At 65.8% G+C, this 25,984-nt stretch carries 25 protein-coding genes; 16 read left to right on the forward strand and 9 right to left on the reverse strand.

Annotated features, from left to right (window positions below; genetic code table 11):
- Window positions 1–11 precede the first annotated feature (11 nt).
- Genes AC2EAL_RS14915 through AC2EAL_RS14925 form a run of 3 tightly spaced genes read left to right on the forward strand, consistent with a single transcriptional unit; the run spans window position 12 to window position 1,597 of the window.
- Window positions 12–515 carry a cytochrome b gene (locus AC2EAL_RS14915; RefSeq protein ID WP_484725029.1) on the forward strand — a complete coding sequence of 168 codons (504 nt, stop codon included), beginning with the start codon at window positions 12–14 and terminating at the stop codon, window positions 513–515.
- A 3-nt stretch (window positions 516–518) separates the two neighbouring features.
- A complete protein-coding gene (locus tag AC2EAL_RS14920) occupies window positions 519–926 on the forward strand; it encodes a DoxX family protein (protein WP_484725030.1) in 408 nt (135 codons plus the stop codon).
- Between the two features lie 8 nt (window positions 927–934).
- Window positions 935–1,597: an alpha/beta hydrolase gene (locus tag AC2EAL_RS14925; protein ID WP_484725031.1), complete on the forward strand. Its 663-nt coding sequence runs from the start codon at window positions 935–937 to the stop codon at window positions 1,595–1,597.
- Between the two features lie 133 nt (window positions 1,598–1,730).
- On the opposite strand, the gene AC2EAL_RS14930 is transcribed toward AC2EAL_RS14925, so the two are convergent.
- The 5 genes from AC2EAL_RS14930 to AC2EAL_RS14950 all read right to left on the reverse strand — a co-directional run bounded on the left by AC2EAL_RS14930 (window position 1,731) and on the right by AC2EAL_RS14950 (window position 7,782).
- Entirely contained in the window at window positions 1,731–3,530 is a 1,800-nt protein-coding gene (locus tag AC2EAL_RS14930; RefSeq protein ID WP_484725032.1) for an NAD(P)-binding domain-containing protein, read from the reverse strand.
- Between the two features lie 137 nt (window positions 3,531–3,667).
- Window positions 3,668–5,434, reverse strand: coding sequence for a sigma-54-dependent Fis family transcriptional regulator (locus AC2EAL_RS14935; protein ID WP_484725033.1), 1,767 nt, complete (start codon window positions 5,432–5,434; stop codon window positions 3,668–3,670).
- A gap of 138 nt (window positions 5,435–5,572) precedes the next feature.
- Window positions 5,573–6,370, reverse strand: coding sequence for a 3-methyl-2-oxobutanoate hydroxymethyltransferase (locus AC2EAL_RS14940; protein WP_484725034.1), 798 nt, complete (start codon window positions 6,368–6,370; stop codon window positions 5,573–5,575).
- Window positions 6,370–6,681 carry a MocE family 2Fe-2S type ferredoxin gene (locus AC2EAL_RS14945; protein ID WP_484725035.1) on the reverse strand — a complete coding sequence of 104 codons (312 nt, stop codon included), beginning with the start codon at window positions 6,679–6,681 and terminating at the stop codon, window positions 6,370–6,372. The genes AC2EAL_RS14940 and AC2EAL_RS14945 overlap by 1 nt, the downstream gene beginning before the upstream one ends.
- Window positions 6,682–6,690: 9 nt before the next feature.
- Window positions 6,691–7,782 carry a fatty acid desaturase family protein gene (locus AC2EAL_RS14950; RefSeq protein WP_484725036.1) on the reverse strand — a complete coding sequence of 364 codons (1,092 nt, stop codon included), beginning with the start codon at window positions 7,780–7,782 and terminating at the stop codon, window positions 6,691–6,693.
- 151 nt (window positions 7,783–7,933) lie between these two features.
- On the opposite strand from AC2EAL_RS14950, the gene AC2EAL_RS14955 reads away from it, so the two are divergent.
- The 13 genes from AC2EAL_RS14955 (at window position 7,934) to AC2EAL_RS15015 (ending at window position 21,539) form a co-directional block, all read left to right on the forward strand.
- Window positions 7,934–8,965, forward strand: coding sequence for a LacI family DNA-binding transcriptional regulator (locus AC2EAL_RS14955; protein ID WP_484725037.1), 1,032 nt, complete (start codon window positions 7,934–7,936; stop codon window positions 8,963–8,965).
- A 129-nt stretch (window positions 8,966–9,094) separates the two neighbouring features.
- A complete protein-coding gene (locus AC2EAL_RS14960) occupies window positions 9,095–9,913 on the forward strand; it encodes a TIM barrel protein (protein WP_484725038.1) in 819 nt (272 codons plus the stop codon).
- Between the two features lie 76 nt (window positions 9,914–9,989).
- Complete coding sequence (locus tag AC2EAL_RS14965; RefSeq protein WP_484725039.1) at window positions 9,990–10,931, forward strand: substrate-binding domain-containing protein; 942 nt, start codon at window positions 9,990–9,992, stop codon at window positions 10,929–10,931.
- 111 nt (window positions 10,932–11,042) lie between these two features.
- A complete protein-coding gene (locus AC2EAL_RS14970) occupies window positions 11,043–12,155 on the forward strand; it encodes an ABC transporter permease (protein WP_484725040.1) in 1,113 nt (370 codons plus the stop codon).
- A 5-nt stretch (window positions 12,156–12,160) separates the two neighbouring features.
- On the forward strand, window positions 12,161–12,928 hold the full coding sequence (locus AC2EAL_RS14975) for an ATP-binding cassette domain-containing protein (protein WP_484725041.1): 768 nt from the start codon (window positions 12,161–12,163) through the stop codon (window positions 12,926–12,928).
- Entirely contained in the window at window positions 12,921–13,703 is a 783-nt protein-coding gene (locus tag AC2EAL_RS14980; RefSeq protein WP_484725042.1) for an SDR family oxidoreductase, read from the forward strand. The genes AC2EAL_RS14975 and AC2EAL_RS14980 overlap by 8 nt, the downstream gene beginning before the upstream one ends.
- Window positions 13,704–13,712: 9 nt before the next feature.
- Entirely contained in the window at window positions 13,713–14,714 is a 1,002-nt protein-coding gene (gene iolG / locus AC2EAL_RS14985; protein ID WP_484725043.1) for an inositol 2-dehydrogenase, read from the forward strand.
- A 228-nt stretch (window positions 14,715–14,942) separates the two neighbouring features.
- Window positions 14,943–15,956, forward strand: coding sequence for a zinc-binding alcohol dehydrogenase family protein (locus AC2EAL_RS14990; RefSeq protein ID WP_484725044.1), 1,014 nt, complete (start codon window positions 14,943–14,945; stop codon window positions 15,954–15,956).
- 7 nt (window positions 15,957–15,963) lie between these two features.
- Window positions 15,964–17,418, forward strand: coding sequence for a tagaturonate reductase (locus tag AC2EAL_RS14995; RefSeq protein WP_484725045.1), 1,455 nt, complete (start codon window positions 15,964–15,966; stop codon window positions 17,416–17,418).
- A gap of 108 nt (window positions 17,419–17,526) precedes the next feature.
- Complete coding sequence (locus tag AC2EAL_RS15000) at window positions 17,527–18,741, forward strand: ABC transporter substrate-binding protein (RefSeq protein ID WP_484725046.1); 1,215 nt, start codon at window positions 17,527–17,529, stop codon at window positions 18,739–18,741.
- Between the two features lie 83 nt (window positions 18,742–18,824).
- Window positions 18,825–19,688, forward strand: coding sequence for an ABC transporter permease subunit (locus AC2EAL_RS15005; protein WP_484725047.1), 864 nt, complete (start codon window positions 18,825–18,827; stop codon window positions 19,686–19,688).
- On the forward strand, window positions 19,678–20,484 hold the full coding sequence (locus tag AC2EAL_RS15010; protein ID WP_484725048.1) for an ABC transporter permease: 807 nt from the start codon (window positions 19,678–19,680) through the stop codon (window positions 20,482–20,484). The genes AC2EAL_RS15005 and AC2EAL_RS15010 overlap by 11 nt, the downstream gene beginning before the upstream one ends.
- On the forward strand, window positions 20,481–21,539 hold the full coding sequence (locus tag AC2EAL_RS15015) for an ABC transporter ATP-binding protein (protein WP_484725049.1): 1,059 nt from the start codon (window positions 20,481–20,483) through the stop codon (window positions 21,537–21,539). Before AC2EAL_RS15010 ends, AC2EAL_RS15015 begins: the two co-directional genes overlap by 4 nt.
- A gap of 7 nt (window positions 21,540–21,546) precedes the next feature.
- Here the strand turns inward: AC2EAL_RS15015 and AC2EAL_RS15020 are convergent, their stop codons facing one another.
- From AC2EAL_RS15020 to AC2EAL_RS15035, 4 genes are all read right to left on the reverse strand, one after another.
- Window positions 21,547–22,533: a GGDEF domain-containing protein gene (locus AC2EAL_RS15020; protein ID WP_484725050.1), complete on the reverse strand. Its 987-nt coding sequence runs from the start codon at window positions 22,531–22,533 to the stop codon at window positions 21,547–21,549.
- A 3-nt stretch (window positions 22,534–22,536) separates the two neighbouring features.
- Entirely contained in the window at window positions 22,537–23,112 is a 576-nt protein-coding gene (locus tag AC2EAL_RS15025; protein WP_484725051.1) for a heme NO-binding domain-containing protein, read from the reverse strand.
- A gap of 71 nt (window positions 23,113–23,183) precedes the next feature.
- Window positions 23,184–24,911 (reverse strand): DUF4153 domain-containing protein, encoded by a 1,728-nt coding sequence (locus tag AC2EAL_RS15030; RefSeq protein ID WP_484725052.1) that lies wholly within the window; start codon window positions 24,909–24,911, stop codon window positions 23,184–23,186.
- Between the two features lie 106 nt (window positions 24,912–25,017).
- Entirely contained in the window at window positions 25,018–25,875 is an 858-nt protein-coding gene (locus tag AC2EAL_RS15035) for a helix-turn-helix domain-containing protein (protein WP_484725053.1), read from the reverse strand.
- Window positions 25,876–25,984: the final 109 nt, after the last annotated feature.

A 25,984-nucleotide genomic window follows, 5' to 3' on the forward strand; every position in this document is an offset into this window, starting at 1 on the left:
GGAGCCCCGCCATGTCCGCCACCCCCACCGCCTATCGCCCCGCCCAGATCTGGCTGCACTGGATCGTCGTGATCGGCGTCATCCTGCAGATCGGCTTCAACGAGGCGATCGTCGCCGTCGTCGATGCCCGCGAAGCAGGCCAGCCCGCCGCGGACGGCGACATGACCTGGGCCTGGTTCCACGTGTCGATCGGCTTCGTCATCCTCCTGGCCGTCATCGGCCGCCTTTACCTGCGCTTCCGCCACGGTGTGCCCGGCCATGCCCCCGGCACCTCGCCCGGCCAGGCGATGGTTGCCAGCATCATGCACAACGCGCTGTACGGCCTTCTCCTGGCGATGGTCGTCACCGGCATGCTGACCTGGAACGAGATCGCCCCGCTGGGAGGTCTACACTTCGCGCTGTCTACCGCGCTTTTCTTCGCGGCCATCGCCCACGGCCTTGCCGCCATCTTCAACCAGTTCGTCCGCAAGGACGGCACCCTTGCGCGGATGATCCCCGCGCTGCGAAAGGGGTGACGCATGTCCGCCACGGTCACGCAGTCCATGGCCTGGTCCATCGCCCTCTGGGTCATCCGCGTCCTTGTGGCGATCCCGTTCTTCATCGCGGCCTGGCTGGAAGGGATGTCATCGCCCGAGACTCTGGCAGCGCTGGATCTGGTCTGGATTCCCGACGCGCCGCTGTGGCTGGTGCGGCTGGTGGCGGGGATCGAGGGGCTCGCAGCCCTGGGACTGATCCTACCGGGTATTGTGCGGCTGCCGCCCGCCACCGTCACCGTCGCAGCCCTCGTCCTCCTGGTCATCCAGATCGCCGCCCTTGGGCTTGACCTTGCCGCAGGCAGCCTAGGCGATCTGCCGGTCAAGGCGGTTGTCCTGGTGCTGACCCTCATCATCCTCTGGACGCAACTGCGCCGCAGGAGCATCGCCTGACCGACGCCATGACCCTGACCCACCACATTCTTCCCGCCCGTTCCGGCCAGACCCGCAGCCTCGTCGTCCTTCTGCATGGCTTCGGAGCGAACGGGGCGGCCATGCTGGGACTGGGCAACACCCTCTCGTCCGCGCTGTCCGACACCACCTTCCTTGCTCCGGACGCGCCTGACCCCGCCCCGGGCCGCTCCGGTGGGCGCATGTGGTACACCATCCCCGAACTGGACGGCTCCAGCGCCGATGAGGCCGACCTGCGCCTGCACGCCTCGGCCCGGCTGCTTGACGCCTTCCTTGACCACCAGCTTGCGGCGCATGGCTTGCCCTCCCAGGCGCTGGTGCTGCTCGGCTTCTCGCAAGGGGCGGGGCTGGCCTACGAGGTCGGTCCCCGGCGCCGCGATCAACTGGCCGGCGTCGTCGCCATCGCAGGCCGGATGAAGCGCAAGGACGCCCTCGCCGCCGAGATCCGCAGCAAGCCACCTTTCCTGATCCTGACCGGCGCCGAGGATGATCTGCTGTCCGCGGATGAAATCGGCCAGACCATGACCGCCCTTTCGCAAGTCGGCGTCCCGGCTATTCGGATCACCATGGGAGGTGTCGGACACGACATTTCTGGCGACGGATTTGCCGCCGCGCGTGACTTCCTGAAGCGCGTGCTGCCAACTCCAGGCTAGGATGGCTTCTGCAGGCTGCCGGCGGTGCTTGGTGCCGACCGCCTTCTTTGGGCCAGGTGCGATTTCACCGTCCCGATAATCGGCTGACCCTTAGGCAGGCACGGCGCGACTGCGCCGTGCCTGCCGGTCCTTCTCACCCCAGATGGTAGGTCTTTGGCACGCCATAGACCGGCGTATCGATACCCTCCATCCGAGCCTTCAGTTGCAGCGACAGAAACTGGCTGTAGTGCCGCGACTGATGCAGGTTGCCACCGTGGAACCAGAGGGCCTCTTGCTGCGTGGGCTTCCACATGTTGCGCTGTTCGCCAACCCACGGGCCCGGATCCTTGGGCGTATCCGAACCCAATCCCCAGCACTTGCCGACCTTGTCCGCCACATCCTTGCCGATCAGGTCGGCGGCCCAGCCGTTCATCGAGCCATAGCCGGTGGCATAAACGATCACGTCCGCCTCAAGCTTGGTGCCGTCTTCCAGCACCACGCCATCCGCGACAATCTCCTTCACGTTGCCATGCGCCAGCTTGATCTTGCCGTCGATGATCAGCTGGCTGGCGCCCACGTCGATGTAGTAGCCCGATCCGCGCCGCAGGTACTTCATGAACAGCCCCGACCCGTCGGGACCCCAGTCCAGCCAGAACCCGGCCTTTTCCAGCCCCGCATAGAACTCGGCGTCGATCTCCTTCATCTTCTCATAGAGCGGGATCTGGAATTCATGCAGGATCTTGTAGGGCAGGCTGGCGAAGATCAGGTCGGCCTTCTCGGTCGTCATCCCCGATCGCACCGCCTGTTCCGAGTAGAGCCCGCCAAGTCCCACATCCATGAGCGTGTCCGACCGCACGATATGGGTCGAAGACCGCTGCACCATCGTCACGTCGACATCGCCCTCCCACAGCGCCGCGCAGATGTCGTGCGCCGAGTTGTTCGAGCCGATCACCACGGCCTTCTTGCCCTTGTAGGCATCCGGACCGGGGTGGCGCGAGGAATGGTGCTGGTCACCCTTGAAGCTTTCCATTCCAGGATAGGTCGGCATGTTGGCCTTGCCCGACATGCCGGTGGCCAGAACCAGCTGCTTGGGACGCAGCACGACCTCCTGGCCGTCGCGGTCCACCACCACCGTCCATTCCTTGGCCTTCTCGTCGTACTTCGCGGATTTGCAGGTCGTCCGGGCCCAGTAGTTCAGCTCCATGACCTTGGTGTACATCTCAAGCCAGTCGCCGATCTTGTCCTTGGGGGCGAAGACGGGCCAGTTTTCTGGGAACTTGATGTAGGGCAGATGGTCGTACCAGACCGGGTCATGCAGGCAGAGCGATTTGTAGCGGTTGCGCCAGCTGTCACCGGGACGTTCGTTCTTTTCGATGATGATCGCGGGCACGCCCAGTTGCCGCAGCCGCGCGCCAAGCGCGATCCCACCCTGTCCGCCACCGATGATCAGCACATAGGGCTGTTTCGTGTAGCCCAGTTCGCGCGCCTCGGCCTCGCGCTCTTCCTTCCAGGTCGGGCGGTGCTTGCCCGCGCCGTGCTTTGCCCCAAGCGGACGGGAAAAACCCTTGTGTTCCTCGTGCCCCTTCAGTTCGACCATCGTGGTCAGCAGCGTCCAGATCTTGCCGTCCTTCAGGCGCACCAGTCCGTAGCCACGCGCCACGCCGGTCTCGAACTCGATCCATGCTGTGGACACGCCGCCATCGGCACTTGCCGTTTCGCCTTCGGCGATCCTCCAGCCCGCGGGTCGCGTCGCGGCAAGCTGCGCGCCCAACATCGCGGCGATCTGTCCCTTTCCCTCGCAGGTATGGATGTTCCAGGTGAAGGTCACCAGGTCCCGCCAATAGCAATCGTCCTGAAAGCAGTCCGTCGCAGCGGCGATGTCGCCCCGCTCCAGCGCGGCCCCAAACGTGTCCAGCAGCCCCTGCACCTCGGCATCGGCAGTTGTGTCGAGCATGTCTGTTCCTCCCTTTTGCTCCCAACCGCAGGGTGAGCCGTGCAGCGGGCTTGTCACCGGAATTCCCGTACCGATCGGGCGCGCACTGAACTTTCCCGCCGTTGCCGTTGCACGCGCAACAGCCTTCGCAACGCGGTTCAGGCAACAAGCCCCTCTCGCCGCGCCCGGCGAAGGATGGTCGAGCGGTTGACCCCAAGCCTGCGCGCCGCCAGTGCCATGTTCCCCTGGCAGGCTGCCAGGACGTCGGCAAGTGACGCAGTGGCCTTCAACGGCGACAAGGGCGCCGACGGAAGGTCGGGCAGGTCGATCACCGCGCCCTCGGCCAAAGTTACAGCGACCTCCAGCGTATTGGCGAGCTCCCGCAGGTTGCCGGGCCAGTCGCGCGCCTTCAACTCGGCCCGCGCGGCCGGAGAAATTCGCAAGCTCTGCGGGCGCAGGTGCCCCAGTTGCCGCAGGATCCGGTCGATCAACCAGTCGAAATCCTGCCGCAGCCGAAGGGGTGGCAGGGACAGGGTCACGGGGGCAAGCAGGAAGAACAGATCTGCGCGGAACGTCCCGCCCTGCACCATCGCAGCCAGATCGCCGACGTTGGCGGTGATCAGCCTTGGTCGCTGACGTGTGGGCAGATAGGCGAACCCCGCGACCAGATGCAGCAGGCGTCCCTGATCCGCCAGCGACAGATCGCCTGGTCCGTCGATGAAGAGCGTCCCACCCATTGCCGCTGCCGCGACACCATCAAGGTCAGGCAGCGGCGCGGCGCAGGTCAGCGTGACGAAGGGACGGCTCCCAGGCTGACAGGTATGGATCGCCCGGGCCAGCCGCTCTTTCCCGGTCCCCGTCTCGCCCGACACCAGAAGCGCGATCCCGGTCGGGGCCAGCCGCGCGGCATCCGCCTGCAGCCGTCGGATCGCCGGGTCGCCCCCCCCAATGCCCTGCAACGGCCCCGCTTCGCCCACCGGCACCGGTCGCCGTTCCGATTGTGGCGCGATGGCATGGCCGAACATGCCCTGTCCGTCACGCAACTGGATCAGGCGGTCTTCGGTCGGACGTCCGCGCATCAGGTCGGGCAAGCTGTCGACTGAAAGATCGAAGAAACGGTCGATCCTTTGCCCGATCGCCACACCGTCCATACGCCCGTCCATCTGCCGCGAAAGGACTTGCTCGGCCCCGTGCGTCATGCCGATGATCCGACCGGATCCATCCAGGGCGACCGCCGCCTCGGGGTCCACATCCAGGAATTCCGGGTTTGTCGAAAAGCGCAGCACCCAGTCGCCACGGTTCATTGCCATCAGGTTCGCCATCTCAACCCGCCGCGCACTGGCCTTGACCAGGTTCAGCGCCAGGCTCTGGCTGATCTTGGGCTGTGGCGAGCGCAGGAGAGAGATGTCCAGCACCGCCGCCAGATTGCCGTCCGTATCGAAGATCGGGGCCGCCGTGCAGGACAACGGTGTATGCGTCAGGTCGAAATGGTCCGACTGATGGATCGTGATCGCCTCGCGCGTGATGATGCAGGACCCGACGCCACAGGTCCCGGCCAGTTCCTCGGACCAGTCCGACCCCAGATACAGCCCCGCCTGACGCAGTTCCTCTTCAAACTTCGGATCACCGAAGTAGTCGACCGTGACACCCTTGGCATCGGCCAGCAGCAGCACATACTTCTGCCCGGCAATCTGTCGGAACAGCATTTCCAGCCCGCTGCGCGCGATGGAAATCAGCCGCTCCGACTGTTCCCGGTGTTCGCGCAAACGCGCCTCGGTGACGATATGGGCCGGGCTCGGCTTGGCCGGGTCCATCCCATACTCCTCGACACAGCGCCGCCATGACTGTTCGACCAGCGCATCGCGCCCCATCCCATGCCCCGCCAGGACCTGGTCGATCTCACGCAGATGCGAAAGGTTGGACATGTTCCTCACGTTCAAGCCCGCAAAGGCTATGTCTGTCAGGCCATCCGTTCAATTCTCTTGTGGTCGCGGAAGCAGCACTCTGCCAGCAGGAATACCACGTCTATCCCTGTCCACCTGCAAGTTAACTTCCCTACTCGCTCAGGCGACCAGGTCTAGCCAATCGCGGAAGCCATCCACGACCGCGCTGTCACAGTCCACCAGATGCTGCGGCGCGGGGTAATCGCCGTCGTGAACGTCCCGGACGAACCGACCCATTGCCTCGACCCGCATGGCCTGCAGGCGGTCGTATTCGCTGGCCAGGTCGGCATAGACCTTGGCATGACGCGGGACCTTCCCCCGGTTCTGCCCCAGCACGTCGTCCGAGAAAAGATACTGGGCATGCCCCCCTGCCCCGGCCCCCATCGAGATCAGGAACAGCCCGGTCCGCTCCGCGATCAGCCGGGTGATCGAATGCGGGACGACCTCGATCTCCACCGCAAAGGCTCCGGCCTCTTCCAGCGCCTTGCACTGGTTCCAGACCAGCTTTGCGGTCTCCAGCGTCTTGCCCACCGCCTTGAATCCACCGGTCCAGGTCCGTTTCGAAGGGATCAGCCCGACATGGCCGCAGACCGGCAAGCCGTGGTCGGACATCGCCTTCACGGTCGCCAGTGAACCCGAGCAATAGAAGCCATCAGCCCCATGTTTGAACAAGGGAAAGGCCCAGCGCAGAAAGTCGTCGGTCCCGCCGATTTCATAGAAATTGTCGCCCGGGAAGGCGAAGGCATCCGGTGCCACTTCGCGAAAGCGGCGGTCCATGATCATCGCGGGCGGGACAGAGAGAAGCTCCACCCCCGCGCGGGCCGCTGCCTCGGCTTCCTCGAGCGTCTCGACCCGCAGCATCGCGAACTGGTGCGTGCCGCGGGCGTCCATCAGGTCCTTGACGGTCGGCGGGGCCATCACGACACCTCGACGAAAACGCGGTCGCCTTCGACCTTCACTGGATACGTCGCCAGGTTCACGCAGACCGGGGTGCGCTTGGCCTCGCCCGTCCGGTAGTCGAACTGGCCGTTGTGCTTGGGGCATTCGATCAGGTGACCCATGACAAGGCCGTCGCACAGGTGAACGTTCTCGTGCGTGCACAGACCCGCGGTCGCGAAGAACTCCCCCTCCGGCGAGTGATAGATGGCAAATGTCTTGCCCGCATGATCCCAGCGGATCAGGTCTTCTTCGTCGATGTCAGAGGTACTGCAGGCGTCAATCCAGGGCATGGTCAGTCCTTATTCTGCGGCGGCGGGGGGCATCATGCCCGGCACGTACTGGTGGAAATCCTCGCGGTACGGTTTCGCGCTGGGCGGCAGGTCGCGCTTGATGAAGTAGTCCTCGTTCATCACCTGGCGCTTGATGGCGGGCCACATTTCCCGGAACGCCTCGGCGATAGAGCGGTTGGGCAGCGGCAGGTCGCCCTTGATGGCCTCATGCAGCTTCGGAAGCGCATGGTAGGGGACCATCGGGAACATGTGGTGCTCCACGTGATAGTTCATGTTCCAGTAGATGAAGCGGCTGACCCTGTTCATGTAGACCGTGCGGCTGTTCAGCCGGTGGTCGACGACATTGTCGGCCAGCCCCCCATGCTGCAGAAGCCCGGTCATGACGTGGTGCCAGGCGCCGTACAACCGGGGCAGGCCGATGACCATAAGGGGCAGGATCGAGCCGATCCCGACGGCAAGTGCGATGGTCGCCGCGTAAATCGCCACGTGGACTATGGCGACGCGCTGCACCTTGCCCCACTCACTTTGCGGGACGAAGGTCCTTTCAGCGGCAGTTGGTCCGGAAAGCGCGTTCTGGATCAGGATGGGGAAAAACTTCAGGACATCAATGATGCCGAAGAAGTTCAGGATCAGTTTTGCCACCTCCGGCGGGCGCATCACCGCAATCTCCGGGTCACGACCGACAAAGTAGGTCTCGGAATGGTGCCGCGCATGGCTCCAGCGCCAGGTGGCCGAGTTGCGCATGATCATGAAGCTGGCGATTTCGTAGACGGCGTTGTTCATCCAGGGCGTCTTGAAGGCGGTGCCATGGCCGCATTCGTGCCAGCGCGAATCCGAGGCAGAGCCGTAAAGGATGCCGTAAGCCAGCCAGAACGGCGCCGACCACCAGGACGGCCATAGCGCGATGCCAATACCCGCGAACAGGATCATGCAGCCATACAGGATGACGGTATCGCGGATCGCCGGGCCGTCGCTGCGGGCCATCAGGTCCTTCATCACCTTGCGCGGCACTTCGGTGTGATACCACTCTGCCGCCGTCAGTCCGCTCTCCACCGCGCGCCGGGCGTCCGGTCCGAAGAGACTGTAGTCGCGTTTGCCCATCATCGACCTCCTCTGTCGCACGTCCCGGCGGGGGTGCCTCCCTCGAGTCGTGGATAAGGCCGGCTTCATCGGATCGCCAATAGCCAGGCTTGCAGGTTTCGTCATGATACATCATCATCGGGTCAGAACTTGATGGGTTTTCGTCAGAACAATGGCCAACCGACCTACGATCCACGATGTCGCGCGCGAGGCCGGCGTTTCCAGCGCAACGGTGGACCGCGTGCTGAATGGCCGCGAGAAGGTGCGCGAGGAGACGGCGCGCAGGGTGTACGAGGCCGCGCGGCTGATCGGGTATCACGCGGCCCCGCTGATTGGGCAAAGGGTGCAGGCCGACCTGCCGCGCCTCCGGCTGGGACTGGTGCTGCACAAGGAACGCCAGGCGTTCTACCAGGCCTTCAAGGCCGAGGCGGAACGGGCGGTGACCCAGGCGACGGGTGTCCGTGCCAGCCTGCAGGTGGCCTTCGCGGCCTCGCAGTCCCCAAAGGACTTCACCGAGCTGATGGAGGGCATGGTCGGTCGCGTTGATGCGATTGCGGCCACTGCGGTGACCCATCCCGAGGTGACCGAAGCGGTGATGCAGCTGAACGCCAAGGGTATTCCCTGCTTTTCGCTTCTTAATGATTTTGGCCAGGGCGTGCGACAAAATTACTTGGGTCTCAACAACTTGAAGGTCGGGCGGATTGCGGCGCACATGATCGCTACGGCCTCGCACCACGCCGGGAAGATCGCGGTCTTCGTCGGCGGCTATCGCTGGCACGGGCACGAATTGCGCGAAACCGGGGTGCGCAGCTACTTCCGCGAACACGCGCCGCAGTTCCAGGTGCTGGACACTCTGATCAACCTTGAGACGCGCCAGCTGACCTATGAGGCGACGCTGGACCTGCTGTCCCGCCATCCCGACCTGCGCGGCATCTACTGCGCCGGCGGCGGGATGGAGGGGGCCATTGCCGCCGTCCGCGAGGCGCGGGCGCCGGGCGAAGTGGCGCTGGTGGTCAATGAGCTGACGCCGGAAAGCCGGGCCGCGCTGATCGGGCGGCACGTGACAATGGTGATCGCCACGCCGCTGCAAAGGCTGTGCGATGACCTGGTGCGCTTGGCAACAGCGGCGGTAAGCGACGGGCTGACTCCGGTGCAGGGCCAGCATTTCCTGCCTCCCGACCTGTATCTGCCGGAAAGCGTCTGACGAAAAGCAATCACGACCATCACCCGCATTTCGTCAGAAATGATGGGATCGCCCCGCGGCGGATTGACGCGATGGGAGAGTCTCGGGGATGGTCCGGCCCAAGCAATCGTCACGGTTGGGAGGCCGGGAATGATCCACTTCGCACTCAATCACATGACGGTGGCCCGCCTCTCGTTCCGCGACCTGGTGGCGCTGTCGAAACAGCTGGGCTGCGTGGGCATCGAGGTCCGCAATGACCTGCCCCAGCCGCTGTTTGACGGCATGGACCCCGTCGAGGGCGGGGCCTTCGCCCGCGAACACGGGCTGCGCCTGCTGGCTGTGGCCGAAGTCAAACGCTTCAACGACTGGTCTTCGGACAAGGAGGCAGAAGCGCTGGCACTGATGAAGATCGCTCGCGCCGCTGGGGCCGAGGCGGTCAGCCTGATCCCGCGCAACGACAACCTTGGCATGGGCAATGGCGAACGCCAGGCAAACCTGCGCGTGGCACTAAAGGCACTCAAGCCGATGCTCGAGGATCACAATCTGGTCGGCATGGTAGAACCCCTAGGGTTTGAGATCTGCGCCCTGCGCTACAAGGCGGAAGCGGTCGAGGGGATCGAGGCCGTCGGCGGCACGGGCCGGTTCAAGCTGGTGCATGACACCTTCCACCACACGCTCGCCCATGGCGGGCCGCTGTTCCCCGAACACACCGGGATCGTCCATGTCTCGGGCGTGGTGGACCAGGAGGTTAGCCTCAGCGAAATGCGCGATCCGCACCGGGTGCTGGTGACCAAGGGCGACCGGCTGGGCAATGTGGAACAGATCGCGGCCTTGCAGGCGGCGGGCTGGAACGGGCCGGTGAGCTTTGAGGCGTTTTCGCCCGAGGTGCATGCCTATGCCGATCCGGCCGCCGAACTGGCGAAGTCGTTCGAATTCATCCGATCCGGCCTCGCAGCGCGCGCGGCCTGATATCCGACCCGGGGAGAGAACGGGTCTTTCCGGCACAATTCAGGATGCAGCCGGACATCCGACAAGGGAGAGAGACATGAAAAAGACGCTTCTTGCTGCAGGCTTCGCCTCGCTGATGGGCACCACCGCGATGGCGGACGGGATCGGCGTGTCGATGGCGCTGTTCGACGACAACTTCCTGACCGTGCTGCGCAACGGCATCCAGGAACAGGCCGATGCGGCAGGCCTGTCGGTGCAGATCGAAGACGCTCAGAACGACGTGGCCAAGCAGCTGGACCAGATCAACAACTTCATCGCCTCGGGCGTTGACGCGATCATCGTGAACCCGGTCGATACCTCGGCCACGCAAGCGATGTCGGATGCCGCCGCCGCCGCTGGCGTGCCGCTGGTCTATGTGAACCGCCAGCCGATCAACGTCGACAGCCTGCCCGACAACCAGGCCTTCGTCGCCTCGAACGAAAGCGAATCCTCGCGTCAGGGCTTCATCGAGCAGTGCAACCAGTGGGCCGCTGCGGGCAAGACCGAGGTCAGCGTCTATGTCATGCAGGGCGAGCTGTCGAACCAGGCGGCCGTGCAGCGCACCCAGAACTACTATGACGTGATGGAAGCCGGTGAATGCGCGGTGAAGGTCAATGTGATCGACCAGCAGACCGCCAACTGGTCGCGCGATCAGGCACAGTCGCTGATGACCAACTGGCTCTCGACCGGCGCGGCCTTCGACGGCGTTCTGGCCAACAACGACGAGATGGCGCTGGGTGCGATCCAGGCGATGAAGGCCGCCGGGATCGACATGGGCTCTGTCATCGTCTCGGGCGTCGACGCGACCCAGGATGCGCTGGCCTCGATGCAGGCCGGTGAGCTGGACATCACCGTGTTCCAGAACGCGGCGGCCCAGGGCGGCGGCGCGCTTGATGCGGCGGTGAAGCTGGCGGCGGGCGAGGCTGTCGACCAGAAGGTCTACATCCCGTTCGAACTGGTGACCCCGGCGAACATCGACGGCTACCTGTCGAAGAACTGAGGCCCCTTCCGGGCACCTTGGGGGGCGGCTGGCAACAGTCGCCCCGCTTTTCTGGCGCGGATGAGATAACATCGGCCGGAATCCGTTATCGCGCACTGGGGGAGGGGCGACGTGGCAGAAGCAACGCATGGTTTGGGCGGCCTGAAATATGATCCGGCAAAGCGCACCCGCGCGCCGGAGTGGAACGTGTTCGGCGCCCTCGTCCTGATCGTCCTGATCTTCGAGATCCTGAACCGCCTGCAGGGCGGGTCCTTCCTGTTCAACATGCGCGACAATGTCGACGCGATCTTCAACCAGCAGCGGCTGGACATCATGATCCTGCAGGTCGCGATCATCGGGATCATCGCGCTGGGGGTGACGCAGGTCATCATCATCGGCGGGATCGACCTGTCGTCGGGCTCGGTCGTCGGTGCGACGGCAATGATCGTGATGAGTTTCGCGCAGACCGCGATGGTCAACGGCAACCCGAACCCGAAGGCGATCTTCGGCGAATGGGCGATGGACCTGCCGGTGATCGTGCCGATTGTCGTGGGCCTGGCCTGCGGGTTGGTCGCGGGGCTTATCAACGGCTTGCTGGTGGCCTACACCAAGATTCCGCCATTCATTGCGACCCTTGGCGTCATGGTCAGCGCCCGTGGCGTCGCACGTTGGTGGTCGAACGGCCAGCCGGTCAGCTTTCCGACCGAGACCTACGGCAGCCTCGCCAATGGCGACCTTTTGGGCGGCATGACCTTCGGGCTTCTGTCCTGGCAAGGCCAGAACCCCGCCGTGGTCTTCGTCCTGCTGGCGATCCTGTTCCACGTCATCATGACCTACACGCTCTACGGCAAGCGCTGCTATGCCATTGGGTCGAACGAGGCTGCCGCGCGGATGTCCGGCATCAACGTCGACCGCCACAAGGTGCTGGTCTATGCCATTGCAGGCCTTCTGGCGGCGGTGGCGGCGGTGCTGCTGACCTCGAAGAACCTGACGGCCCAGGCCGGGATGGGGGTGATGTACGAACTCGACGCCATTGCGATGGCGGTGATCGGGGGCGTTTCGCTGGCCGGGGGTCGCGGGTCGATCATCGGTACGGTCCTGGGCGCAGCGATCTTCTCCGTCATCATCTCGGGCTTCACGTCGATCAAGCTCGACGCCTACTACCAGGAGATGGTCAAGGGCGCGATCATCGTCGGCGCCGTAGTGCTGGACCAGTGGCGGCAACGTCAGCGGACGCGGGGGTAAGGGCAATGGCAAAGATCATTCTGGAAACCCGCGGCCTGACCAAGCACTACGGCGGTGTCCACGCCTTGGACGATGCGAATTTCATCCTGCACGACGGCGAACATGTGGCCGTCGTGGGCGACAACGGAGCAGGGAAATCCACCTTCGTGCGCCAGGTTACAGCGGTGGAGCAGCGGACGAGCGGAGAGATCATCTTTGACGGTCAGCCCGTCAGTTTCTCGGGTCCGCTGGAGGCCCGGCAAGCAGGGATTGAAACCGTGTTCCAGACGCTGGCCCTCGCCGACGATCTGGACGTGCCGTCGAACCTGTTCCTTGGGCGAGAACTGGTGAAGTTCAAGCTGGGGCCATTCTCGTGGCTCGACCGCAAGACGATGCGTGACCGGACGCTGGAGGCGCTGAAGACCACAGCCGTGAAGATTCCCAACGTCGACAACCCGATCCGCAACATGTCGGGCGGGCAGCGCCAGTGCGTGTCCATCGCGCGGACGGCGGCCTTTGCGTCCAAGCTCGTCATCATGGACGAACCCACAGCGGCGCTGGGGGTGCAAGAGACAGCTCAGGTCGAGAACATCATCCGGGGCCTGAAGGACCGGGGCATCCCGATGATCCTGATCAGCCACAACCTGCGGCAGGTCTTCGATCTGGTGGACCGGATCGTCGTCTTCCGTCGGGGTCGCATCGTCGCGAGCCTGCGGAAGGACGAGACGGACGGGAATGACATCGTCAGCTACATCACTGGTGTCAAAGGCGGATCGGACGTGGCCTATGCCTGACCACAAGGACACCGTCGCCGTCATCGCGGGCGGCACGCAAGGCTTGGGTCTGGCGATTGCCGAGGCTCTGGTGGCGCATGGCTGCACCCGCCTGGTCGTCGCCGGCCGCCGGGTAGCCGAGGGCGAGGCAGCGGTGCACCGGCTGCGCAGCCTCGGGGCCGATGCGCATTTCCGGCGGGCCGACATGGGGGTCGTCGAGGATGCTGTGGCGCTGATCGACGACGCGGCGTCGCGCTTCGGACGGGTCACGGCGCTGGTCAACGCGGCGGCGACGACCGAGAGGGGCTCGATCCTCGACTGCTCGCCCGCCGACTTCGACAAGCATATCGCGGTGAACACCCGGGGGCCGTTCTTTGCCCTGCAGCGGTTCGCCCAGCTGGCAGTCGCCGGGAAGTATCCCGCCAGCGCCGTGAACATCCTGTCGATGGTGGTGCATTGCGGGCAGTCCTACCTTGCGCCCTATTCGGCCTCGAAGGCGGCGCTGGCGAACATCACCAAGAACGCTGCCCAGGCGCTGCGGGGGCATCGCATCCGGGTCAACGGCATCAACTGCGGCTGGATGGACACCCCGGGCGAGGATGAGACGCAGCGGCGCTTCCATGGCGCGCAGGATGGCTGGCTGCAGGCCGCCGAGGCGCGGCAGCCGATGGGGATGCTGGTCAAGCCCGGCCATGTGGCAGAGCTGGCCAGCTACTTGCTTTCCGACGCGTCCGGCGTGATGACCGGCGCATTGGTGGATTTCGATCAGAACGTCGCCGGGGCCTACCCGGAGTAAGGAGAGAAGATGACGATCAGGTTCGGGCTTCTGGGTGCGGGGCGCATCGGGAAGGTTCATGCGAAGGCGGTGACGGGCAACCCGGCCGCGAAGCTCGTGGCGGTCAGCGACGCGATGCCCGCGGCAGCGCAGGCGATTGCCGACCAATATGGCTGCGACGTGCGCACCATCGACGCGATTGCGGGCGCAAAGGACATCGACGCGGTGGTGATCTGCACGCCAACGGATACCCATGCCGACCTGATCGAGCAGTTCGTGAAGGCCGGGAAGGCCGTGTTCTGCGAAAAGCCCATCGACCTGTCGCTGGCGCGCGTGAAGCAGTGCCTCGAGGTCGTCCGCGCCCACAAGGGCACGCTGATGGTCGGCTTCAACCGCCGCTTCGACCCGCATTTCCAGGCGGTGCGGGGCGAGATCGACAAGGGCACCATCGGCGCGGTGGAGATGGTGGTCATCACCAGCCGCGACCCGGGCGCGCCTCCGGTCGACTATATCAAGCGGTCGGGCGGGATCTTCCGGGACATGACGATCCACGACTTCGACATGGCGCGGTTCCTGTTGGGAGAGGAAGTGGCAGAGGTCTCGGCAATGGCGGCGGTTCTGGTGGACCCGGCGATCGGCAAGGCGGGGGACAGCGACTCGGTCCAGGTGATGCTGAAGACGGCCACGGGGAAGATGGCGGTGATCTCGAACTCGCGGCGGGCAACCTATGGGTACGACCAGCGGATCGAGGTGCATGGCTCGGCGGGGTCGGTCGCGGCGGAGAACCAGCGGCCCGTCAGCATCGAGGTGGCCACGGGGGCGGGCTATACCCGGCCGCCGCTGCATGACTTCTTCATGACCCGCTATACAGAGGCCTATGCAGCCGAGATAGCGGCCTTCATCGATGCGATGGCGGGCAAGGCCAAGGCTTCGCCTTCGGGGGAGGACGGGCTTCTGGCCCTGGCATTGGCCGAGGCGGCGCTGAAGTCGGTCGCCGAGGCCCGGGTCGTGAAGATGAGCGAGATCCTCTGACCGCGAAAAGCCGAAAGTGTCCACGGTGGACATTTTCTGATTACCTTTTGGAATCAGATGGATGCTCGCGGACGTATACCAATTGTTAAGGATTGGCCGATCCCCCCGGATCGGCCTTTTCCATTTGTTGATCCGACCCGCCATGCGATCCCCATCGCCCCCACCATGACGCTGGCGGCCCGCTGGGCGGGATGACAGAATGGCACCGGGATCGGAGGGGAGTCCGCCATGCAGGCATTGCTGATCGACGGAGTGAACTCCTGCCGCATGGCCGAGGTTCCCGATCCGCGCCCCGGTCCGGGCGAGGTGCTGGTCGATGTCCGCCACATCGGGCTCTGCGGTTCGGACCTTGCGACCTTCACCGGGCTGAACCCGCTGGTCAGCCTGCCCCGCATACCGGGGCATGAGCTGGGGGTGGTGATCCTTGAGGCCGGCCCCGACGTCTCTGCCGACTATGCGCCGGGCAAGCGCGCCATCGTGATGCCCTACACCGCCTGCGGCAGCTGTTCCGCCTGCCGCGCCGGCCGGGTCAACGCCTGCCGCCACAACCGGACGCTCGGCGTGCAGCAGGACGGCGGGTTGTCCGAACGCTTTGTCCTGCCCTATGGCAAGCTGATCCTGAACGACCGCCTCGCCCCCCGTCACCTGGCCTTGGTGGAGCCGCTGTCGGTCGGCTTTCACGCGGCGGACCGGGGGCGCATCACCAACCGGGACACCGTCGTGGTCCTGGGCTGCGGCATGATCGGCATGGGCGCGGTGATCGGCGCGGTGGCGCGGGGCGCGCGCGTGATTGCCGTCGACTTCGGCGACAAGACCCGCATCGCCCGCAGCTATGGCGCGGCGCACAGCATCGACCCGGGGCAAGAGGATGTGGCCGCCCGCGTGGCCGACCTGACCGATGGGCACGGCGCGGATGTGGTGGTCGAAGCGGTGGGGCTTCCCGCCACCTTCACCCAGGCCATCGACCTCGCCTGCTTTGCCGGGCGGGTGGTCTACATCGGCTATTCCAAGGCCCCGGTCAGCTATGAGACCCGCTTCTTCAACCTGAAGGAACTGGACATCCTGGGATCGCGCAATGCACTACGGTCCGATTTCGACGCGGTGATCGCCTGGATGGAGGCGCGCCAAACCCCGCCTGACGACCTGATCACCCGGGTCTTCCCTTTCGCCGAGGCGGCGCAGGCCCTGCCCACCTGGGTACGCGACCGGGCGACGACGCTGAAATTCCTGATCGAACGCTAGGCCGCTTATGGACCGCATCTCTGCCCGCCACCTGAACGGCCGCCCGCGCCCGACGCCGCGCATCCTGCAATTCGGCGGCGGCAATTTCCTGCGCGGCTTCATCGACTGGAAGATCGACCGGATGAACCAGGCGGCGGGCACCGACTGGGGCATCGTGATCCTGCGGTCAGTGGGCGGGCGCGACGGATCGGCCCTGAACGACCAGGACGGGATCTACACCGTCGTCTCGCGTGGCCTTGGGGCCGAAGGGACCCCGGTGACCGAGACGCGGGTCGTCGCCGTCGTGCGGGAAGAGATCGACTGCTCTGCCCACTGGGGGCGGGTACTGGACCTTGCGGCCCAGCCCGAGATCGCGGTGATCCTGTCGAACACGACCGAGACCGGGATCGTCTTCGACCCGATGGCGCGCCTGACGGACACCCCGCCCGCAAGCTTTCCCGCCAAGTTGACCGCGCTCCTTTTGCACCGCTGGCGGACACTCGGCCCCGATGCCCCCGGCTGGCAGGTCATCCCCTGCGAGTTGACCGACCGCGCCGGTGACACGCTTGCGGCCCTCGTCCGCGACCACGCCCGCGCCTGGGACCTCCCGCCTGCGTTCCTCGACTGGCTGGACGCACGGGTGCCGTTCTACAACACGCTGGTCGACCGGATCGTCACCGGCGCGCCCAAGGCGGACCGGGCGGCAGTCGAGGCGGCGCTGGGGTTCCACGACCCCTGCCTGACCACGACCGAGCTGTTCCATTTCCTGGCCATCGAGCAGCGCCCGGACCAGCCGCCCCTGGCCCCGCGGCTGGCTGACCATGATCCGGGCACCGTCGTCGTCCCCGATGTCACCCAGCTGAAGCTGCGCAAGGTCGCGATCCTGAACGGGGCGCATACCGCGCTGTGCCCGCTGGCCCTGCTGGCCGGAGTGCCGACTGTCGGCGCGGCGATGGAGATGCCCGCCGCCCGGCAGTTCCTGACCCGGCTGTTCGACCGCGAGATCCTGCCCTTCCTCGACCTGCCGCGCGCCAACACGCAGGCCTTCGCCGAGGAGGTGTTGCGCCGCTTTGCCAACCCTTTCGTGCAGCATCACTGGCACGACATCAGCCTGAATGCGGTGTCGAAGATCCGCGCCCGCAACCTGGACCGGATGGCCGCGCATCTGGCCGCTCATCAGATGGCGCCAAGGGGGCTGACCCTTTCGCTCGCCGCCTGGGTGCTGTTCTACCTTGGCCGCTTTCCCGGGGCCGCCGGCCTGCCACCGCGCGACACGCCCGAGGTGCTGGCGATCTTCGCCGGCCTGCAGCGCCTGACCGACCCCGAGGCGTTGGCCGATGCCGTGTTGGGGGAGGCCCGGCTTTGGGGCAGGCCGATCACCGACCCGACGCTTGCCGCTGCGCTGGCGCGTGACCTGCGCCGACTGGCCGGATGGTTGCAGGAAACGCCCGATCTTGCCGCCCTGCCGGCTTTGGCCGATTGACCGAACCCGGCAGACGGGGGGTTCGTTACAATTGGAAAACAGCCATGTGACTGGCATTTCAAACCCGTATCGGTTTCAACCAAGGCCAGTAAACCGACCGGAGCCACCATGCTGCGCAGCCTTGCCGCCCTGCTTCTTCTGACGACCGCCGCCAGCGCCGAAACCGCCGATGGTGAGGCGCTGAAGGCGATGACCTGGGACCAGATCGTCGAACAGGCACGCGGCGGGACGGTCAACTGGTTCATGTGGGGCGGCGCGGACAACATCAACGCCTATGTTTCCGGCTATGTCGCGGACCAATTGAAGGCCGAATACGACATCACGCTGAACCGCGTGCCGATCACCGATGCGGCCGACATCGTGACCCAGGTCCTGACCGAGAAAGAGGCCGGGGTGAGGGACGCGGGGTCGGTCGACCTGATCTGGATCAACGGCGAGAATTTCCGGTCGATGAAGCAGGCTGACCTGGCCTTCTGCGGCTACACCGCGCTGTTGCCGAACGACGCGCTGGTGAACTGGGACAATCCCGCCATTGCCAACGACTTCGGCGTGCCGGTCGAGGGCTGCGAGGTGCCGTGGAACACCGTGCAGTTCGCCTTTGCCCATGACAGTGCCTCGGTCGCCGAGCCGCCCACCGACATGGCCGGGCTGATCGCCTGGATCCAGGCCAACCCTGGCCGCTTCACCTATCCCGCGCCCCCGGACTTCACCGGTTCGGCCTTCCTGCGCCACGTCTTCATCCACGCAGCAGGCGGGCCGGACAGCCTGCTTGGCCCCTTTGACCAGGCGAAGTTTGATGAGACGGCTGCCAAGACCTGGGCGATCCTGAACGAGATCGAGCCCTTCCTCTGGCGCGAGGGGGCGACCTATCCGACCACGGTGACCCAGCTGAACGAGCTCTTTGCCAATGGCGAGGTCGCCTTCACCTTCAACTACGACCCCGCCCAGTTCGGCCTTGCGGTGGATGCCGGGGCCTATCCGGAAACGACGCGGTCCTTCGGCCTTGCGGATGGCACGATCGGCAACACCAACTATACGCTGATCCCGTTCAACTCGCCCAACAAGGCCGCGGCGATGGTGGTGCAGAACCTCCTCCTGTCGGGCGAGGCGCAGCTGAAGAAGGCCGATCCGTCGGTCTGGGGCGCGGCCCCCGCCATCGAGGTCAGCCGTACGGCGCCCGAGGTGCAAGAGGGCTTTGCCGAGATCAAGGCGCATCCCTCAGTGATCCCGGCGGCAGAGCTGGCCAAGGCCGCGCTGCCCGAGCTGCAGGCCGACTGGCTGACCGCGATCGAGGAGGGCTGGGCGAAGTACGTCGGCAACTGACGGCCTTCCGTCCGACCGCGTCCGGCTTGCCCGTCCCCCCGGCTTGACGCAAGCTGCCTGCACTTCACCGCGAAAGGCCCCGCGTGACCGACCGCCCCCGCCTTGCCCTGATGCTTGCGCCTGCGCTTCTGCTCTTGGGCGGGCTGTTCCTGGCCGGGCTGGGCCTGACCCTGATGCGGTCTTTCCGCTATATGCCCGCGCTTGGTCTGACCGAGCCTGACCTTGCCGCCTACACCGCCGTCCTGACCGAGCCGGGGTTCCTGAAATCCCTCGCCCTGTCGCTCTGGATCGCCACCGCATCGACCCTGATCGCCGCCACCCTGGCGCTGGCCGCCGCCCTGCTGCTGCGGCAGACCTTTCCCGGGCGGACCCTCATCAGCTTTCTGGCCCAGCTGAACCTGACGATCCCGCACATCGTGGGCGCCATCGGCATCGCTTACCTCTTCTCGCAATCCGGCAGCTTTGCCCGGCTGGCCCATGCCGTAGGCCTGATCGGCAGGCCGGCGGACTTCCCGGTCCTGACCCATGACCCCTATGCCATCGGCATCATCCTGCTTTACGTCTGGAAAGAGGTGCCCTTCATCCTTCTGGTCCTGCTGGCCAACCTTCAAACCCTGGGCCAGGACCATGAAGCCGTGGCCCGCTCGCTGGGCGCCACGCGCTGGCAGGCCGTTCGCCATGTCCTCTTGCCGATGATCCTGCCCGGCCTCGCGACGGCCTCGGCGCTGGTCTTCGCCTTTGCCTTCGGTGCCTACGAAGTGCCGCTGGTCCTTGGCCAGCACGCGCCAAAGGCGCTGCCGGTCCTGGCCTGGCAGGAATGGACCGATACCGACCTGACCCGCCAGCCGCAGGCGATGGCAATGGCGATCCTGATTGGAGCCATCGGGCTGGCGCTTCTGGCGCTGGCCGCGCGCAGCATCCGGCTGGGGACCCGCGATGCGCGCTGACCGGTTCAGGATGCTTGCCGCCCTGGCCCTTGCCGGATTTCTGGTCCTGCCGATCCTGCCCTTGGCCATCTGGTCCTTCGCGCATGGCTGGCGGTTTCCCGACCTGCTGCCGCAGGCCTGGTCGCTGAAGGCTTGGGCGCAGGTCTTCAACAGCCGGACGGGCGTCCTGCACAGCCTGGCCGTCACCACCGGCATTGCGCTGGCCACCACGGCCCTTGCCGCCCTGGTCGGCGTGCCCGCCGGGCGCGCCCTTGGGCTGTACCGGTTCCGGGGCAAGCGGCTAGTCACCCTCCTTCTCCTCGCCCCCGCCTTCCTGCCCGGTATCGCCATCGTCTTCGGCCTGCACGGAGTCTTCCTGCGCCTGGGCCTGGTCGGCACCGTGCCGGGCGTGATCCTGGCGCATCTGATCCCGGTCCTGCCCTACATGGTGCTGGTCATGGCCGCGGTCTTTTCCCGCTTTGACCCGGATTATGAGGCGCAGGCCCGCAGCCTTGGCGCGACGCCACTGCAGACCTTTCGCACGGTCACCCTGCCCGCCATCCTGCCCGGCCTGATGACAGCCGCACTCTTCGCCTTCCTGGTGTCATGGTCGCAGTACCTTCTGACGCTCGCCATCGGCGGAGGCCGGGTGCAGACCCTGCCGCTTCTCCTCTTCAGCTATGCCAGCGCCGGGCGGAACGACCTGACCGGGGCGCTTGGGCTTCTGTACATCCTGCCCGGGCTTCTGATCCTTCTTGTCACGGCACGGGGCGTGACCGGACGCGGCGCGGCCTTTGCCGAGGGGTTGCGGCCTTGACCGCGCTGACCCTGGACCAGCTGCGCAAGTCCTACTCTGCCGCTGCCCCGGCGGCCCTGCACGGGCTGACCCTGTCGGTCGCCAGCGGCAGCCTGACGGCGCTCTTGGGCCCTTCGGGGTCGGGCAAGACCACCACGATGAAGCTGATCGCAGGTCTGATCGCGCCGGATGGAGGCGACATCCGGCTGGGCGACCGGTCGATCCGCGACCTGCCGCCTGAACGGCGCGGCGTGGCGATGGTGTTCCAGAACCCGCTGTTGTTTCCCCATCTGACGGTGGCCGAGAATGTGGGCTTCGGCCTGCGGATGCGCGGCCTGTCCGCGGACCGGATCGCCAAAAGCGTTCGCGAGATGCTGGCCCGCGTCCGCCTGGCGGACCTCGCCCAGCGCAAGCCGGTGCAGCTGTCCGGCGGTCAGGCGCAGCGGGCGGCGCTGGCCCGGGCGCTCATCCTGCGGCCCGATGTCCTGTTGCTGGACGAACCGCTGTCGAGCCTTGATCCGGGCCTACGCGACGAAATGCGCCAGCTGATCCGCACGCTGCAGCGCGAGACCGGGATCACCATGATTGTCGTGACCCACGACCAGACTGAAGCTGTGGCCTTGGCCGACCGGATCGCCCTGTTGCTGGACGGCAGGCTTGCGCAGCACGACACGCCCGAGGCCTTCTATGCCCGCCCCGCGACCGAGGCCGTCGCGCGGTTCTTCGGCGGGGTCAACTTCATTTCGGGTACGGCGCGGTCCGGCCAATTCGACTGCGACCTGGGTCCGCTGGACCTGCCGACCGGGATCGCCGATGGGCCGGGACTTCTGACCATCCGGCCTGAATCGCTGCGCCTGGGCCCCGGTCCGAACCAGCGCACTGCGCGGGTTCGGTCGCTGGCGTTTCTGGGCAGCCTGACGCGGGTCGAGCTTGCGGTTTCGGGCCTTGCCCTTCAGGCCCTGGTGACCCCGGACAGTGCCCGCACGTTGATCCCCGACACCGAGCTTTCGGTGTCGCTGCCGCCCGACGCCCTTTGGGTCCTGGCACCGCCCGGACCGGTGCCCACCAAGGGCTGAACCGGCGTCACTCTGCCAGTACCGCCTTGCCACGACCGGCATGTTTCGCCGCGTAAAGCGCGCGATCGGCCGCCGCCACCAACTGGACGGCGTCCCATTGGATGCTGTTTGTCGAGCGGACGATCCCGATGCTGGCGGACACGTCGATCAGCTGACCTTCAAACAGCATCGGCTCACGAACCCGCGCGATGATACGATTGGCAACGGTCATCATGGTGCGGGCATCGCTGCGGCCAACGATGATCAGCACGAACTCATCGCCACCGATCCGGGCGGCGCAATCGTCGGACCGCAACTGTTCAAGCAGGATGCGCCCGACACTTTCCAGGACGAAGTCGCCCGCCGCGTGGCCCAGCGTATCGTTGACCTTCTTGAAATAGTCGAGGTCCATATGCATCAGCCCAAAGTCGGCCTTGACCCTGCTCAGCCGTTCAATTTCCAGGTCGGCGGCCCGGCGATTGCGCAGGCCGGTCAGCGGGTCGGTCATGGCCTCCTCCTCGGCCGCGACACGGGCACCGTCCAGCCGCAGGGTCAGACCCTTCAGCTCACGCAGGACGGTCGAATTCCATTCGGCGAGGAAAAGCACGTCCGTTGCCATCTCGCTCGCCGCGAAATCCGAAGCCAGGAGGGCATGATCCCGGACGGCCGAGACCAGTTCGATGAAAGTCAGGTTGATCAGGATGCGGCCATCCTGTGGGATGCGCATGCCAAGGCCCCGCAGGGCCGTCCGGGTCCCGCCCCGCAGGAACAGCCGGAACCGGTTGCCGTTCCGGGCAAGGACATCATGCACCGTGACCGCCCCCCCGGGCGAGCGTACCTCGAACAGATCCTCGAACCGGGCGCCTGGCACCGCCGCCCCCTGCAGGATCCGCGCAAGCGTGGGACCAAAGCTTAACGCGCGACCCTCGGAATCAAGCAGAAGATGCATTGGCATGAAGCGCGCCAGAGTGGCCGCACACATGTCCAGACGCTGGCGGATCAGGTCGTCTGCCATGGCTCAAGGCTCCGGCATCGCAAGTTCGAAGGTCTTCCCGGCGGCGTGGCGGCTGTCCAGCATGGAGATATTGATGAAACCGTCCTCCCCCGCATCGATCAGACACAGCGTCCCATAGTCGTCGGCCATCGCCGTCACCACGCCGATCAGCACGCGCTGGACGCCCAGCACATTCGAACGGCACTGCAGTTCGTACCGGTCCGGCCCGACGACGGACAAGGTGACCTCGGGCATCTCGACGTCCGGCAGGGCCAGCCAGGCGCGGCCGGGCAGTTCTTCCAGCGAATGCAGGAAGTCGTCGAAGGACACTCCCCCGAACCGCAACAGCCTGCGGACGCCTTCGCGTTCGGGGTTCGCGACCAGGTAGATCCCGACGTCTTCCCAGATCGCCTCGACCGGTCTGTCAAGCACCCGTGCAGCGATATCCGCAACCGTGTCGGCCAGCCCGGCCTCATACTGCAGCATCGGCTCGAAGGTCTGGCTTGGTTGTTCGGCAAGCAGGCAGATTTGCTGCCATCTGGCAGACCCGAAGGTATCCAGCACGTAGTTCTGTAAGGATCGCAGCAAGAGCGCGTCCATTTTAGTCACCGTCGATCATTCTGCGGCGACCCTATCCCGGAACCGTTAACGAATTCTACAGTGGAGCCAGATCACGGCAGAATTATGAGTCCCTTCTCGCCGGTGCCCAGCTGGTTCAGCATCGCCCCTGTCAGCGGGGGTGGGCTCACCTGATACTGTCGGATCAGCGCGAAGGCCTCGGAGGCTGGAATGAAGGTGCCATCCGGCCGGACTGTGCTGCGGGTGTGCAGCTGACCGACCTCGCCGATGTAAAGGCCCGCGATCTCGACATAATCCACGTTGCGCGGCAGGAACAGCAAGGCCTCTTCGCCCGGGAACAGCGGCAAGAGATCGCCCACCACCATCAGGCAGCCGGGTCGGTCGGGCGTGGGCACCGCCTTGCAGACCTGCTGCCAGTCCTGCAGCGTCGAATCCGAGGCGGCCGCGAGTAACGTATCGCGGGTGCCGGTCGCCGTCGCCGGCTGCACCGGAATCACCTCCTTCACGCTGGCAAGCAGCGCCTCGCGATCGACCGCCGGTGCAAGAGACTCACCCGCCAGTCGCGCCGCCAAGGCCTCTTGCCCAGGCTCCTTCGCGCGGACTTCCAGTTCGGCGATTACCGCAGCCCCGGGCTTGCCCCAGTCCCGGATCGCAGTCGGATCAAGCGCCTCGATGGGGGTGGTCCCGGCATCGAACCGGGCCAGCTGGTCCCGGGCCGAGATGCGTTCGGCGTTCAGGACCGGCGTCAGCCACAGGGCCGCAAGCACCAGGGCCACCAGCGCCATGTAGATGTTGCCCTGGCGGATCCGCTCCATCCAGCCGCTGCCGCGCAGCACCGCCACCGCATAAACCAACCCGTAGGCCACTCCGACCGCCGCCACCAGGATGACGAACACCCGGTCAGGCGACCAGCCGCGATCCATCACCCGCAGCCAGATCGCCCAGAAGGCAAGCCCCGCGACCAGCGGCAACAGGACCGCCATGATCTGCGCCGACCGGCGGAGTGCCGGGCTTTGCGCGGCCTCGGCATCCGACTGATCCACGGCAATCGAGACCAGCGAGATACCCCCCGCCACCATGGTCAACAACAGAAGCGCCGGCGACAGGTCTCCGGCCAGCCCCTCCAGCCCGCGGAACGGCAGGGCGATCAGGAACACCACCATCACCGCCAGCACGACCGGCAGGAACAGCCGGAACAGGCGCAGCACGACGTAAGGCGACAGAAGGTCGGCCAGGTCGTGGATCACCGCCATGCCCAGACCCAGGATCGCACCGGACAGGACCAGCGGCACCAGATCATGCCGCAGAAGCTCACCGATCACCGTGATGCCGACGATGTTCAGCACCTGATCCGACAGGAAGATCACCAGCCAGACCAGGCCGGTGAACGCCCCCGCAGCGGCATAGCGCAGCACGACCGACCAGGCCTCAAGGAACAGCGCCGGATAGTCCCGCCAGCCGGACTTTGCCCCGGCGATCAGGAACGGAACCGGCAGCGCCGCGACGACAAGCAGCGCCAGAACCGGGATCACGGCATCAATGAAGTCGTCCGGACGCGCATAGCGCAGCATGGTCAATGCAACCAGGCCCCCGACAACCGCCGCCAGGCCCACAGCCCGCGGCAGCGCCCGGCCAAGACCAATCGGCCCCGCCATGCCCAGAAGCGCGCCGAACAGCGTCGAAATCGCAACCAGCAGGACCAGTGCCGGATAGTCCGTGATCCATTCGTTGTCCAAGGCCCGCAACACGGCCCAGAACAACAGACCCCCAAGGGCGCCTGCCCCCGCAAGCTTCGCCCGCGCCGCGATCTGGTCGCTCATCCACGCCTCCTGTCGTTGCCCCGGTTGGCGGTTGCGACTGTCCATAGGGCCGCCTTGACCGCATAGTCAGGATTTCCGCCCGGTTGCCAAGTCGCAAGCGCCAGCCCTAGCGCACCCTGTCGCACAGGGCCCGCAGATGCCCGGCCATGTCGCGCGCACCAACCTCGGCCTCGCGCACCAGGAAGTCGAAGTGCTGGGTGATCGTCTCGACCCGGGCACTGTCGCGGAAGGCAAGGTAGTGGCGGCCGAGGTAGATCACCGCCAAGAGCGGACCAAAGACAGTGACCGGGGCGGAAAACAGCTTGCGCGCATCGAAAAGGCACAGCCGGAGCGAGGGGTAAAGCTGCTCGCACAGCGTTATCAGGTGCCGCAGCTGCGCAAGGCGCGTCTCGGCCGAGATGCCCTCGTAATAGCCTGAGGCCGTGGCGAAGGCGGTCAGTTCATGCAGCGGCAGGGCGATCTCATAGTCCGACCCCGCCCCGCGCATCCATTGCAGCCGGTCCTCGAAGGCGCCGATCGCCTGTTCCGCGGTTCGGCCCAGCTGCGGCTCATACTCCCATTCGACCAGCGCGCGCGTCTTCAGCATGTCGGGCAGGGTCGCAGGCACATGGCGGATCTTGTAACCCGCGGCCTCCTGGTGCCAGCCGAAGATGCGTTCGTCGATCAGGGCGCGCGGGGCCTCGGTCAGCGACAGCGAGGCGGCGAGGAGGTCGGCAATCGGTTCCGGGCGGCCCGAGAGACCCAATAGCCAGTCGGCGCTGATCCCCAACGCGCGCGCGCAGTCGGCGGCAAGCTGGGCGTTCGGCAGGCGCGTGCCGTCCTGCAACAGCGCCGAGATGGTCGAGCGGTCCACCCCGCAGGCCCGGGCCAGCGCGGACTGGCTGACCTTGCGCGAAGTCATCGCCTCGGCCAGGCGCTGGCGGAAAGTCAGGGCGCGGTCGCGCTTGTCTACTTTATCCGACACTTGTTGTTTTTCCAGAACGGCTGCTGGGTTGAGTTTACAATATCCTGAATACCCGGCAGAGCGTGGACTTGCTATCGTCACACAAACGTTACCCTGTTCGAGATCCATC

This window comes from Tabrizicola sp. T74, assembly GCF_057219935.1.

Coding starts and splice junctions, on each gene's coding strand:
- AC2EAL_RS14915 (WP_484725029.1), top strand. CDS start 12: ATGTCCGCCACCCCCACCGCCTATCGCCCCGCCCAGATCTGGCTGCAC.
- AC2EAL_RS14920 (WP_484725030.1), top strand. CDS start 519: ATGTCCGCCACGGTCACGCAGTCCATGGCCTGGTCCATCGCCCTCTGG.
- AC2EAL_RS14925 (WP_484725031.1), top strand. CDS start 935: ATGACCCTGACCCACCACATTCTTCCCGCCCGTTCCGGCCAGACCCGC.
- AC2EAL_RS14930 (WP_484725032.1), bottom strand. CDS start 3,530: ATGCTCGACACAACTGCCGATGCCGAGGTGCAGGGGCTGCTGGACACG.
- AC2EAL_RS14935 (WP_484725033.1), bottom strand. CDS start 5,434: ATGTCCAACCTTTCGCATCTGCGTGAGATCGACCAGGTCCTGGCGGGG.
- AC2EAL_RS14940 (WP_484725034.1), bottom strand. CDS start 6,370: ATGGCCCCGCCGACCGTCAAGGACCTGATGGACGCCCGCGGCACGCAC.
- AC2EAL_RS14945 (WP_484725035.1), bottom strand. CDS start 6,681: ATGCCCTGGATTGACGCCTGCAGTACCTCTGACATCGACGAAGAAGAC.
- AC2EAL_RS14950 (WP_484725036.1), bottom strand. CDS start 7,782: ATGGGCAAACGCGACTACAGTCTCTTCGGACCGGACGCCCGGCGCGCG.
- AC2EAL_RS14955 (WP_484725037.1), top strand. CDS start 7,934: ATGGCCAACCGACCTACGATCCACGATGTCGCGCGCGAGGCCGGCGTT.
- AC2EAL_RS14960 (WP_484725038.1), top strand. CDS start 9,095: ATGATCCACTTCGCACTCAATCACATGACGGTGGCCCGCCTCTCGTTC.
- AC2EAL_RS14965 (WP_484725039.1), top strand. CDS start 9,990: ATGAAAAAGACGCTTCTTGCTGCAGGCTTCGCCTCGCTGATGGGCACC.
- AC2EAL_RS14975 (WP_484725041.1), top strand. CDS start 12,161: ATGGCAAAGATCATTCTGGAAACCCGCGGCCTGACCAAGCACTACGGC.
- AC2EAL_RS14980 (WP_484725042.1), top strand. CDS start 12,921: ATGCCTGACCACAAGGACACCGTCGCCGTCATCGCGGGCGGCACGCAA.
- iolG (WP_484725043.1), top strand. CDS start 13,713: ATGACGATCAGGTTCGGGCTTCTGGGTGCGGGGCGCATCGGGAAGGTT.
- AC2EAL_RS14990 (WP_484725044.1), top strand. CDS start 14,943: ATGCAGGCATTGCTGATCGACGGAGTGAACTCCTGCCGCATGGCCGAG.
- AC2EAL_RS14995 (WP_484725045.1), top strand. CDS start 15,964: ATGGACCGCATCTCTGCCCGCCACCTGAACGGCCGCCCGCGCCCGACG.
- AC2EAL_RS15000 (WP_484725046.1), top strand. CDS start 17,527: ATGCTGCGCAGCCTTGCCGCCCTGCTTCTTCTGACGACCGCCGCCAGC.
- AC2EAL_RS15010 (WP_484725048.1), top strand. CDS start 19,678: ATGCGCGCTGACCGGTTCAGGATGCTTGCCGCCCTGGCCCTTGCCGGA.
- AC2EAL_RS15020 (WP_484725050.1), bottom strand. CDS start 22,533: ATGGCAGACGACCTGATCCGCCAGCGTCTGGACATGTGTGCGGCCACT.
- AC2EAL_RS15025 (WP_484725051.1), bottom strand. CDS start 23,112: ATGGACGCGCTCTTGCTGCGATCCTTACAGAACTACGTGCTGGATACC.
- AC2EAL_RS15030 (WP_484725052.1), bottom strand. CDS start 24,911: ATGAGCGACCAGATCGCGGCGCGGGCGAAGCTTGCGGGGGCAGGCGCC.